Source organism: Pseudoalteromonas sp. SG45-5 (assembly GCF_014164085.1).
GTDB lineage: Bacteria > Pseudomonadota > Gammaproteobacteria > Enterobacterales > Alteromonadaceae > Pseudoalteromonas > Pseudoalteromonas aliena.
Map to the genome: position 1 here is coordinate 1 of NZ_JACJEM010000035.1, position 12,263 is coordinate 12,263.

The following is a 12,263-nucleotide window of genomic DNA, read 5'->3' on the forward strand; positions in this document are numbered from 1 at the left end:
AAAATCAGCTTGGATGGTTTTGATGAGTTCAGGGAAAAAATAATAAGGCTCATTGGTGGACATGCGTTGCATTTATATAAAATCCAAAAAGTTGCCTAGGGGTCTGATCAATGCCTGCTATAACGTCGTTAAAAATTTTTTATTTAGAACAACTAGATACAAAAGTTTTTGCCTAGTTCTAGCGTAATTTCTTAACGTTAAATAGACCCCATATATAAGCAGATTGGTATAATTCATCCTACTGCAGTAAATTTTTATCTATAATAGTTGCATAAATAGGTAACTAACTAGTTAGAGCATTTGCACTAATTTATTGCTATGATGCACCAAAGTTGTTAGACACCTTAATTTTAAATCATAAATTATTGATAGTATTATAATTACTAACTGGTTCGATTTTTGCCTGCATTAGGCTACACCAACAAATAAATACTGGAAAACATGCAAACTCCTATTCGAGGCCTTCGCTCTTTTTGCTTTGCGGCAAAAAGTTTAAGCTTTAAGCACGCAGCCAATGAGCTGTATTTAACGCCGTCTGCGGTAAGCCATCAAATCAAACAACTTGAAGAGCAACTTGGTATTGAGCTTTTTGTGCGTAAAACGCGTTCAATTAGCTTAACCACGGCTGGTAAAAACTTTTTTGATGCAGTGTCTCCTATTATTACTATGTTAGAGAGCACCATTAATGAATTTAGTCAGATGCAACAAAATACAAATTTAACAATTACTCTGCCAGAATTTTTTGCAAGCGAGCTACTCATGCCTAAATTAAGTGAGTGGACATCAGAGCACCCTAATATTAATTTACAAATGGATACGCTTAAAACACGCAAAGAGCTAACACGCCATAGTGATTTATCCATTGTTTTGTCCTCTAGTAAACCCACCGAAGGGTTAGCAACTGAGCTGTTTAATCTAGAATATATTCCTGCATGCAATAAGAAACTGCTCGATCAATGGAAAAATGATCATCGTCAAGCGCTTAACCAAGTACCGTTAATTTTACACAAAGCGCGTCCTTGGGCATGGCATCAATGGGCTGAAAAAGCGGGGATTGATGACTTTTCACCTACGCAAATTATTCAAATAGACAGTATGTTTGGCGTAGCGCGTGCGGCGCAGCAAGGTATGGGCATTGCGCTTATTCCACTGCCAATTAGTCAAAGCTGGTTAGATGAGCAATGGCTGTATAAATTATTTGAACAGCCTTTAACAACAAAAGATAAGTATTATTTAGTACAGCATGAATCGAATATGCCAAACCACCCTCTCGATTTATTTGCAAAGTGGGTTGTGAATACCTTTAGAAAAGTACAAGAATGATTTTGAGAGAGTAAAATCTTGCTGATAACAAGACAGCAATTGAGTTCTTTTATATCAGAATTTTTAATGCCGTGAGCGTCAGCTTTAATCCCTCAACTCATTAAGTATTATTGCTATAAACACCTTAAAAAATAAATTATATAAAAAAGCCTGATTTAAAATCAGGCTTAATTAACTGCTTAGTCTTTATCTCGCGGTACAAAATCAAGGACTGTTGCATTAATACAGTAACGATCGCGTCCTCTTGGTCCTTCACCTGGGAATAAGTGCCCTAAGTGTATACCAGTGCTTTTTGAGCGAAGCTCAATCCGTGTCATCCCCCAACTGCTGTCGTCATGTTGGGTAACATTGCTTTTTACAGGATGAGTAAACGACAACCAACCAGTGCCTGAATTAAACCGATCTCTCGTATCAAAAAGTGGCTCACCACTTAATTTGTCTACAAAAGTACCATCTGGTGTATTTTTAAACTCTTTGTACTCTTTACAATATGCTCTGTCTGTTCGCGCATCAAACGCGACCTTGTAAGCATCACTGTTACCTAATTTAAAAGCGCCTAATGCTTTGTAAAACTCTTCAGGTGTTGCATAACCTTGACGACCATATACTTCAACGCCATTTTCTAAAAACAAAATAGTCGGTGTTGCCCACGTGGCTGACTTAATAGTTAAATTATCAAGTTGATCAGCATGGCGGAATGTCATTGGGATAGTCCCTTTATAATCATTTGCGACTGCTTTTTTGAATTTTTCACAGTATGGGCAGTATTCACGTGAATCTAAGACTACGATTTGCTTTCCTGCTAATAAAGCAGTGTTATCTACTTTTTCTACGGGTGTTTTATTAAAAACAACACCCGTAGAATGATCTGGGCAATAGCCGTTTGGATTTTTTTCTAAATAATTTTGATGGTATTCTTCTGCCGATTCAAAACTTTGGAGCGGCTTAATAACCGTTTCAACGTTGCCGTAGCTCGCATCAGTTAAAAGCTGCTGATATTGCGATTTAACTTGCTCCGCTACTTTAGCTTGCGCATCGGTAGTCGTTAATACGATTGAACGATATTGCGTACCAATGTCGTTACCTTGACGATTCTTTTGTGTTGGATCGTGGCTTTCAAAATAGTTTTTTAATAGATCTTCTGCTGAAATTATATTGCTGTTATACATAACCTGCACAACTTCAGCGTAATTATTTTCGTCAAAGCGACGAGACTGATCAGTAATATTTCTGTATGTTGCTTTAAAACCATTACCGTCTGCATAACCCGATTCAGCATCAATAACACCATTAAGCGCCTCGTAGCGTTTTTCTGCCCCCCAAAAGCAACCCGATCCAAGCACAATGGTTTCTACATGCATAGTGGCTTCTACATCGCTGCGTTTTACTTTTTCCATTGATAAAGCAAAGCTGCCTGCGCTAAATATAATAGCTGCGCCTGATAAATATAATAAATGCTGGTGTTTCATAAGTTACCTCTGTACATCTGCGTACTTATTAAGACCTCCTTATCTTAATTTTCATTTCATCCGGATTACTTATTTAGTACGAAGCGTATTAAGTTTTGGTCCTCAATAAGTTAAATTCGATTAATTGAATATAAAACGACTCTTAAAGTAAGTTGGGTAATAAACATAACCACTTAGTCGCAATGGTGTAAATAAATTAATAAAACTGTGTTACGTTTAAATTATGTTGTACAAATAGGTTTATTTAATGAAGCCAACTCCTCATATTTATGCATTAACAAACAGTAGTTTACTGTTTGATGCATCGCATTTAGACGCTACAGATAGACTCTCTACTCAAAGAAAAATTTGGGCTTTAACCAGCCACTGTAAATGCACTGATGAATTTAGCGATTTGGTGCCTGCCATGAACTCGCTCACTCTCTATTTAAAATCAGATAAACACGTAAACAAGTGGTTACAAGTGCTACCTTCGCTGTGGAATGATATCAAAACGAGTACTTTTAAGGGGCAGCATCACTTAATCGAAACGACCTACAAGGGTGAGGATATTGATTATGTGGCTCGTTATCATAATTTACGCGCTGATGAGGTTATTAATATTCATAGTAACACCAAGTACCACGTTTTATTTTTAGGCTTTCAGCCTGGTTTTGCTTACCTACATGGTTTAGAAGAGCAATTACATACACCAAGGCGTGATGAGCCACGTACTAGGGTTCCTAAAGGCTCTGTTGCGATAGGTGCTGCACAAACCGGAATTTACCCCGCAGATACCCCTGGTGGTTGGCACATAATAGGCCATACAGATACAGCCTTGTTTGATTCGACCTCTGAGCAACCTTGTTTAATTCAACCAGGCGATACGCTTGAATTTGTTCCGCTAGTTAATAAAGGAGCAACTCATGATTAAAGTACTCAAAAGTGGTGTATTACTTACAATTCAAGATTTTGGCCGTGAAGGCTACCGCCATTTAGGGGTAAGCAAAGCGGGCAGCTTAGACCCCTTTGCACAAATCATTGCTAATAGACTACTTAACAATAACGACAATGATGCCGTTTTAGAAATAACCGTTGGTTTGTGCGAGCTTGAATTTAGCTGCGATACAGTGATTGCGCTTCATGGTGCCGATTTGCAAGCCACCCTTGACGGACAAGCAATTTACCCTGGTTGGACATACGCAGTAAAAAACAAACAAGTACTTAGCTTTGCTACTGGTAGAGCCGGCTTAAGAGCTTATTTAGCAGTGAAAGGCGGTATACAAAATACTGAGGTTATGGGCTCTAAATCTACAGATTTAAACGCGTGTTTTGGTGGCATTCAAAGTAGAGCTCTCACCACTGGTGATGAAATACCTATTACTCCTTATTGTGGAGAGTTTATAAAAGTAGGCGCAATGGCTCCCGCTCAGCGCAAGCTTATACGACTGCACCCAAGTCCTCATGCTAATTTATTTGGTGAGCCTTTACTTAGCAACTTTGTATCTACCGCATTTAAAGTCAGTAGTAACAGTAACCGAATGGGCGTAAGGCTTGAGCATAAAAGTAGTTTGGGGCATTCGCACTCTTTGCCATCACTCGGGGTGAGTCCTGGGAGTATTCAACTACCACCAAATGGTGAGCCTATTGTGTTACTAAATGATGGTCAAACAACCGGGGGCTACCCTCTTTTAGGGACTGTAATTGAAGCCGACTTACATCAATTTGCACAATTTAGACCTTTAGATACTGTTGAGTTTAAATATGTAACGTTTGAAGAAGCTGCAAAGGCAAAACAGAAACTTGACGGGCACCTACATCAATTGAGCCTTGCACTTAAAAATAACCTATAAAAGTATTCTAAAAATAAATAGGAAAACTATGTTCGATTTAAATTATTGGCCGCTCATTGGCATTCCCGTTGTAGTAATCGGTTTTGCACTGCGCTTTAATCCGTTACTAGTGGTTACCTTTGCAGGGCTTGCGACCGGCTGGGCAGTCAATCTTGATTTTATCAGCTTGCTGCAAACGTTTGGCGAAAAGTTTATGAACTCGCGCCAATTAGCGAGCTTCATTTTAATTTTACCTGTTATTGCACTACTTGAACGCTATGGATTACAACAACGTGCGCGCGATTGGATTTCACAAATTAAAACAGCCACCAGCGCGCGCATACTCGCTCTTTATTTTATTGTTAGAGAATGCTCGGCTGCACTTGGTTTGATCTCACTCGGCGGGCAAGCACAAACAGTTCGCCCTTTACTTGCACCTATGGCATTAGGGGCGGCTACAAATAAATATGGCGAATTGCCTAAACCCGTAAAAGATATGATCAGCGCCCATGCGGCGGCGGTTGATAACATTGCGGTATTTTTTGGTGAAGACATATTTATAGCCTTTGGTGCTGTTTTACTTATGGATGCATTTTTAAAAGAAAACGGTATAACGGGTATTGAGCCGCTGCATATTGGTTTGTGGGCAATCCCTACTGCGGTATGCGCCTTGGTTATTCACTTATTTAGACTAGCTCGACTCGAAAGTAAAATTGCAAAAGCGGTTCAAAAGTACAATGCACCGGAGCCCATACTATGAGTAAAGTAATTGATGCCGATGTATCGCATACAAGCACTGCACTTGTGACCATTGAAAACATATACCTGCTTATTGGCATCATGGTGATGTTTTTAGTAGTACGTACCCTGCAAGATAAAAACCACCCAAAAAGACTGACAACTGCCCTATTTTGGTTTTTGTTTGGCAGTAGTTTTTTATTTGGTGATTTTGCTATTGCAACTCTTGGTGCACAAACAACGTACCTAATGGTAGGTATTAGCGTATTACTCATCGCTTTATTAGCCGGTTTAAATTTAGTTTCTATGGGAAGTTACTCTATTCCCAGCGAGCAGGATCAAAACCAAAGTGCTAAAACTCTAGGCAATAAGTTATTTATTCCTGCTTTAATGATCCCAATTGTTACCATAGTCTTTACTGTACTATTTGATAATGTAGCTATAAACAATGTTTACTTACTTGATCAACGCCATTTAACGCTCGCCTCCTTAACCATTGCATGTGTTTTTGCATTACTTGTTGGCTGGAAAATAACCGGTGGTAGCCCTGTTCAAGCCGTGAGCGAATCTCGCCGTTTGGTTGATTCTATTGGCTGGGCAGCCATTTTACCGCAAATGCTAGCCATGCTTGGTGGGGTATTTATTGTGGCGCAAACAGGCGACTCTATTAAAGAACTGGTTACTTTATTTATAGCCCCAGATAATCGTTTTATGCTGGTTGTTTTGTATTGTGTAGGTATGGCATTTTTTACCATGATTATGGGTAACGCGTTTGCTGCATTTCCGGTGATGACTGCGGGTATTGCGATGCCATTTTTAATTGAAGGTCATGGCGCAAGCCCTGCTCCATTAGTTGCACTTGGTATGTATAGCGGCTATTGCGGTACGTTAATGACGCCTATGGCAGCAAATTTTAATATTATTCCTGCCGCTCTTTTAGACTTAAAAGATAAGTACCATGTAATAAAGGTGCAAATTCCGACGGCAGTTACCTTACTCGCCGTTAATATTATTTTAATGTATAGCTTGGTGTTTAATGACTAAATCAACTTCTTCAATGGCGTGTGTATTAATAACCGGCTTTGCCCCTTTTGGTGGTGAAGCTATAAACCCTTCTTGGCAAGCAGTACAAAAACTTGATGAAACTATCATCATGAAACACAAAATATGCACGCTAGAACTTGCCTGTGAATTTAATACGTCTATCAGCCAGCTTATAAACGCCATTGAATCGCACAATCCGGCGATTGTTTTATGCATAGGTCAAGCTGGTGGGCGCAGCGAAATATCAATTGAGCGAATAGCAATAAACGTTGACGATGCACGCATTAAAGACAATGCAGGTAATCAACCTATCGATACACCAATAGAAAAAAATGGCCCTGATGCCTATTTTACAAACCTACCAATAAAGCGCATGTTACACGCATTGCACAACAACAATATACCAGCTGCCATTTCGAATACGGCAGGCACGTATGTGTGTAATCACGTTATGTATGGTCTTATGCATTACATAAATGAGCACTGCGCTGTAATGAAAGGCGGCTTTGTGCATATTCCTTATTTACCAAGCCAAGCTGTGCACCACAGCGGTGCACCTAGTATGAATGAAGAAACCGTTATAGATGCGCTGAAAGTCATAGTAGCTCAAGCTTTGAACAATGAAAGTGATATTAAAGTAGCCGCTGGCACCACCCACTGGTCATTATGGTGCAGCTAATTCTAACTTGGTGCATAAATTATTCTTAATTAATTGTAAAAGCTATGTGACTTGAGTAAATATTTCTGATAAAACAAAGGTTCGCAGTGCAGCAAATTGGCTGTACTACACACATAATAGGAATGAGGAGTTACTATGTGTTCAATTTTTGGGGTATTAGATATTAAATCTGATCCCACTCAGTTGCGTACTCAAGCAATTGAAATGTCAAAACTGCTTAGACACCGAGGCCCAGATTGGTCTGGTGTATATGCATCTGAAAAAGCTATTTTAGTGCATGAGCGTTTAGCTATTGTTGGAGTATCAAGCGGTGCACAGCCTTTATACAATCCAGAAAAAACACATATTTTAGCCGTTAATGGCGAGATTTATAATCATAAAGAACTTGCAGCAGAGCTAGATGTTGATTTTACTTTTCAAACTCAATCAGACTGTGAAGTTATTTTAGCGCTGTACAAACAAAAAGGGCCTGACTTTTTAGATGACCTAAATGGCATTTTTGCATTTTGTTTATACGACGAAGAAAATGACGCTTACTTAATTGGCCGTGATCATATTGGTATTATCCCGCTTTACACCGGTCACGACGAGCACGGTAACTTTTACGTTGCTTCTGAGCTAAAAGCACTTTCTCCAATTTGTAAGCATATTGAAGAATTTCCACCAGGGCATTACCTGTACAGCAAAGATGGTAAAATGACGCCTTATTACAAGCGTGATTGGGAAACGTTTGATGTAGTTAAAGATAATAGCGCAGAAGCCCAAGACGTTAAAGATGCATTAGAAGCGGCTGTTAAACGCCAGCTAATGTGTGATGTGCCTTACGGTGTATTACTTTCTGGTGGTTTAGACTCATCAGTTATCTCTGCTATTACCCAGCGCTTTGCTGCAAAACGTATTGAAGATAACGATGAAAGCGATGCATGGTGGCCTAAGCTACATTCTTTTTCAGTGGGACTTGAAGGCTCACCTGATTTAGCCGCTGCACAAAAAGTAGCTGACATGATTGGGACCATTCACCACCCTATTATTTTTACCATTCAAGAAGGTATTGATGCACTGCGTGAAGTGATTTACCACATTGAAACGTACGATGTAACAACGATTCGTGCCTCTACACCTATGTACTTAATGGCTCGCCAAATTAAAGCGATGGGCATTAAAATGGTGTTGTCGGGCGAAGGTGCTGATGAGCTATTTGGTGGCTACTTATACTTCCATAAAGCCCCTAACGCACAAGAGTTTCATGAAGAGCTAAACCGTAAAGTATCAAAACTGCATATGTTTGACTGCTTACGTGCTAATAAATCAATGGCGGCATGGGGCGTAGAAGCACGTGTACCGTTTCTTGATAAAGAATTTGTTGATGTTGCTATGCGTATCAACCCTGAAGCTAAAATGTGTAAAGATGGCAAAATTGAAAAACACATTTTACGTGAAGGCTTTGAAGGTTACTTACCTGATGAAGTGCTATGGCGTCAAAAAGAGCAGTTTTCAGATGGTGTTGGTTACAGCTGGATTGATACGTTAAAAGAGTTTGTAAACGAGCAAGTAAGCGATCAAGAGCTTGCAAATGCAAAATTTAAATACCCTATTAATACACCAGATTCAAAAGAAGCGTACTACTACCGTACTATTTTTGAATCGCATTTCCCTGGTGATGCATCAGCTAAATGTGTACCGCATGGTAAATCGGTAGCGTGTTCGACTCCAGAAGCACTGGCATGGGACGCATCGTTTCAAAACAATGCCGATCCATCAGGTCGTGCTGCGGGTGTTCATAACGACGCATATGCAAGCAAAGGTTAATACTCTTTGCTTAGCGAAGCGTAAGCCTAAATGGCTTACGCTTCGCTTTATAGAGTTCACTTCCACCGAATCTGTTTTTTATAGCTCTGCAAATAACTTAAAAGGCTCAAGCGCTTTAATTGTTATTTATAAAAATGGGTTAACATCAAAAACAATGCAATATATTGCATCACAATCAATTCACCCTGCTACCGTATTTTTAAATCACAATGAGATAACTAAACTGCATTGTAAAATTCGCTGGTTTAACCGAACAAGTGAAATTAAACGCTGCGGACATGGTACTTTAGCAGCCGCTAATTTTTTGATAAACCACTTTGGTTATTGCCCTAAAGCGTTCATCTCGATGAGTCATGAGCGTTTTACTATAAGAGTAAAAAAACAACGCGCTCAGCTGTTACTAAAAAGCATAGAGCCTAAAAAAAGCGAATTTGCTGAAAGTGAGTTAAAAAGTGTGTTTTCATCAGCAATAAAAGTAGCCTACAGTACCGATGATAAAAACGGTTATACCGTCGTGCTATTTAATGAAGAATTTAATAAAGAAGTTGAAAAAGACGATTTAAAAAGCTTACACGTTGATTTTAAAGCTTTGAGTAAACTCCACAAAAATGCAGTAATTGCCCTTAGTATAAAAAATAAAGACAAGAAAAATGCCATAGCGCATTTTAGATACTTTGCACCTCAGTTTGGTGTAAATGAAGACAGTGCTACAGGCTCTGCGGTATCTGTTATTGCCCCCCTGCTATTTAGACTACATGGTTTAAATAAAGCTATGCTTATACAGCAATCAAATAATGGCGCATTGCTGAACTATGAGTTTAACAATGCTGAAGTTGTCATTTACTAGGGCGTGTTGATCTTTGCGAATTGAAATTTGTTCAATCTAGGGGCGATTAAATCGCGGCGCGAGGTTTGTAACCTAGTGGGCTAAGTAAAAATCGAGCAACAAAGAGTTTATCGCCCCTAGGCAGAACCCGAAGGGCAGCACATGTTTGGCATTTATGCTGCGTTATCGCCTATTTATGTGGAATAACCACACTTCATAGGCTCTGCCTTGCCTAAAAAACAAATACATTGCTGCAAATTCAACCATCAAAGATCAACACGCCCTAAACATATTAAGTAAACGTTTATAGCGGCCTTAATAAGCACAAGGCAAAATAGTTACTATCGTCTTGCCATGTTTGCTCTAACTTTAAATTAGCTTGCGCAGTAAGCTGCTTAAACGATTCGAGCGTGTACTTGTGAGAGTTTTCTGTATGGATACTTTCGCCTGCTATAAAGTCTATTTGCTGATCATTTATAATCACGCTTTGAGTACAATTACTTACTAAATGCATTTCGATACGGCTATGTTGCTCGTTAAAGCGTGACTCGTGGCTAAAGTTATCTAAATTAAATGTGCCATTTAGCTCGTTATTAATACGTTGTAGTAAATTTTTATTAAATGCGGCGGTGACTCCCGCTTTATCGTTATATGCATCCAGTAACACTTGGCGCTCTTTTACTAAATCAACCCCAATTAGTACATAACCATTTACACCGCATAAGCGATGGAAATTATTCATAATTTCTATGGCTTTAACTGGGGCAAAATTACCAAGAGTAGAGCCCGGAAAGTACACTAAATTGGTTTGACTGTCTAAAGCGGTGTCTTTAGTTAACTGTTTAACCATTTGGCTATGTGTAAAATCTCCTAGCAAAGGTGAAATTACTAGCTCTGGAAATAACGGTGATAAATGCGCCAGTGAATAACTGAGCATCTCTTCAGAAATTTCAAACGGTACAAAGGTTTTTACGTTTGCCATATGCGCTAATAAATAAGCAACCTTTTTACCCGAGCCGCAGCCTGGCTCGATAATAGAAAGGTTTTCAGGTAACAGATCAGCAATTGCTTGCGAGTGTTGCTCTAAAATAGACAGCTCGGTACGTGTTACGTAATACTCTTGCAAGGATGTTATTTGCTCGAATAATGCAGCGCCTTTATCATCGTAAAAATATTTACATGGAAGCGTTTTTTGTTGTTGAGTTAATCCACTTATCACGTCGTTTAGAAATTCAGTGTCGGTGATGTTACTTTGCTTTATTGCTGTTATTTGATTCATACTTTATCCCTCGCTAGTCTTATTCCACTGCACATCCACGCTTGATGCGGATAATAAAAATTACGGTATGTTGTGCGCAAATGATTTTTAGGAGTAAACACGCAACCGCCACGCAACACCATTTGGTTATTCATAAACTTACCATTGTATTCCCCTGCTACTCCTTCAATAGGCTTGAAACCGGGGTATGGTAAATATGCGCTGTTCGTCCATTGCCAGCATGCATCTGTTAACTGAGTTATTTTTTCATCGCCTTCGCACTGTCCTGGCATTAGCTGGTTTTGGGAGGGCTTAATAACGTTATGTGCTTTGGCAACGTATTCCCACTCAAATTCTGTGGGTAATCGCGCATCGACAAAATTAGCATAGGCACTGGCTTCAAAATAACTTACATGACAAACGGGGGCATTAAAATTGAGTGGTTGTAAGCCGTAATGGGTAAACTCAAACCACTTGCCATCAATATAATGCCAATAAAGAGGCTTGCTTAAACCTTGATTTTTACTATGCGCCCAGCCATCACTTAGCCAATATTGTGGATTGTTATAACCGCCCGCATTAATAAATGCTAAATACTCACCATTAGTAACCAATCGATTAGCAAAACAAAATAGATGTATTAGTACCTGATGTTTGGGTTGTTCGTTATCATAAGCAAACTGTGTTTGATCGCTAGTGCCTATATTGACTATAGCTTGGTCAAAATCAATAAAGTTAGCAGGCTTTATCAGATTGTTATTGTTAGAAATAGGGATATCAATGGCTTTATATTTAGGAAACGTCGGGTTAACCGAAAAGTTGTATTTAATATCCATAAGCATAAGCTCTTGATGCTGTTGCTCATGGTTGAGTCCTAGTGTGATTATTTGCTCAATAACATCGTCGTTATGAGTGCTTAATAATTGCAGTACTGCTTTATCAACATACGCTCTGTATGTAAGTACATCTTTTAGGCTTGGTCGTGACAAACTCCCTCTGTTGCTGCGCTTAAATTGCGCACCGATGCCATTGTAATAAGAATTAAATAGCACTTTAAATTGCGGATCAAACACCTGATAATTTTTACAATGAATGCTTAATAAGAATGTTTCAAAAAACCAAGTAGTGTGCGCTAAATGCCATTTACTTGGACTTACATCAGGCATGGCTTGTAATTGGCAATCTTCGACGCTTAATTGTGCAGTAATGGCTAAACTGTAACGTCGAACAGATTGATAACATTCAGCTAGTGCATCGCCGCCTTTATGATTTGTTTCAGGCTTGTTCATAAATAACTTAGTCCTTT

11 protein-coding genes are annotated in these 12,263 nt (G+C 39.1%); 8 read left to right on the plus strand and 3 right to left on the minus strand.

Annotation, left to right across the window (positions count from 1 at the left end; genetic code table 11):
• The first annotated feature begins 441 nt into the window (after positions 1-441).
• Positions 442-1,323: a LysR family transcriptional regulator gene (locus H5119_RS12270; protein ID WP_138584178.1), complete on the plus strand. Its 882-nt coding sequence runs from the start codon at positions 442-444 to the stop codon at positions 1,321-1,323.
• A gap of 179 nt (positions 1,324-1,502) precedes the next feature.
• On the opposite strand, the gene msrA is transcribed toward H5119_RS12270, so the two are convergent.
• Positions 1,503-2,792 carry a peptide-methionine (S)-S-oxide reductase MsrA gene (gene msrA / locus H5119_RS12275; RefSeq protein ID WP_182702436.1) on the minus strand — a complete coding sequence of 430 codons (1,290 nt, stop codon included), beginning with the start codon at positions 2,790-2,792 and terminating at the stop codon, positions 1,503-1,505.
• 247 nt (positions 2,793-3,039) lie between these two features.
• Here msrA and pxpB point away from each other — a divergent pair, with 247 nt between their 5' ends.
• The 7 genes from pxpB to H5119_RS12310 all read left to right on the plus strand — a co-directional run bounded on the left by pxpB (position 3,040) and on the right by H5119_RS12310 (position 9,720).
• Positions 3,040-3,705 carry a 5-oxoprolinase subunit PxpB gene (gene pxpB / locus H5119_RS12280; RefSeq protein WP_182702437.1) on the plus strand — a complete coding sequence of 222 codons (666 nt, stop codon included), beginning with the start codon at positions 3,040-3,042 and terminating at the stop codon, positions 3,703-3,705.
• Positions 3,698-4,624 (plus strand): biotin-dependent carboxyltransferase family protein, encoded by a 927-nt coding sequence (locus H5119_RS12285; RefSeq protein WP_182702438.1) that lies wholly within the window; start codon positions 3,698-3,700, stop codon positions 4,622-4,624. The genes pxpB and H5119_RS12285 overlap by 8 nt, the downstream gene beginning before the upstream one ends.
• A 28-nt stretch (positions 4,625-4,652) precedes the next feature.
• Positions 4,653-5,363 (plus strand): DUF969 domain-containing protein, encoded by a 711-nt coding sequence (locus H5119_RS12290; RefSeq protein ID WP_182702439.1) that lies wholly within the window; start codon positions 4,653-4,655, stop codon positions 5,361-5,363.
• A complete protein-coding gene (locus H5119_RS12295; RefSeq protein ID WP_182702440.1) occupies positions 5,360-6,385 on the plus strand; it encodes a DUF979 domain-containing protein in 1,026 nt (341 codons plus the stop codon). Before H5119_RS12290 ends, H5119_RS12295 begins: the two co-directional genes overlap by 4 nt.
• A complete protein-coding gene (gene pcp / locus H5119_RS12300; protein WP_220492850.1) occupies positions 6,378-7,064 on the plus strand; it encodes a pyroglutamyl-peptidase I in 687 nt (228 codons plus the stop codon). The genes H5119_RS12295 and pcp overlap by 8 nt, the downstream gene beginning before the upstream one ends.
• 135 nt (positions 7,065-7,199) lie before the next feature.
• Positions 7,200-8,873: an asparagine synthase B gene (gene asnB / locus H5119_RS12305; protein ID WP_182702441.1), complete on the plus strand. Its 1,674-nt coding sequence runs from the start codon at positions 7,200-7,202 to the stop codon at positions 8,871-8,873.
• Positions 8,857-9,720 carry a PhzF family phenazine biosynthesis protein gene (locus tag H5119_RS12310; RefSeq protein WP_182702442.1) on the plus strand — a complete coding sequence of 288 codons (864 nt, stop codon included), beginning with the start codon at positions 8,857-8,859 and terminating at the stop codon, positions 9,718-9,720. Before asnB ends, H5119_RS12310 begins: the two co-directional genes overlap by 17 nt.
• Before the next feature lie 283 nt (positions 9,721-10,003).
• On the opposite strand, the gene egtD is transcribed toward H5119_RS12310, so the two are convergent.
• Both egtD and egtB read right to left on the minus strand, forming a co-directional pair.
• Positions 10,004-10,978, minus strand: coding sequence for an L-histidine N(alpha)-methyltransferase (gene egtD, locus H5119_RS12315; protein WP_182702443.1), 975 nt, complete (start codon positions 10,976-10,978; stop codon positions 10,004-10,006).
• The gene (egtB, locus tag H5119_RS12320) at positions 10,975-12,246 is read right to left on the minus strand and encodes an ergothioneine biosynthesis protein EgtB (protein ID WP_182702444.1); all 1,272 of its coding nucleotides are present in this window, start codon (positions 12,244-12,246) and stop codon (positions 10,975-10,977) included. The genes egtD and egtB overlap by 4 nt, the downstream gene beginning before the upstream one ends.
• Between the last annotated feature and the right edge of the window lie 17 nt (positions 12,247-12,263).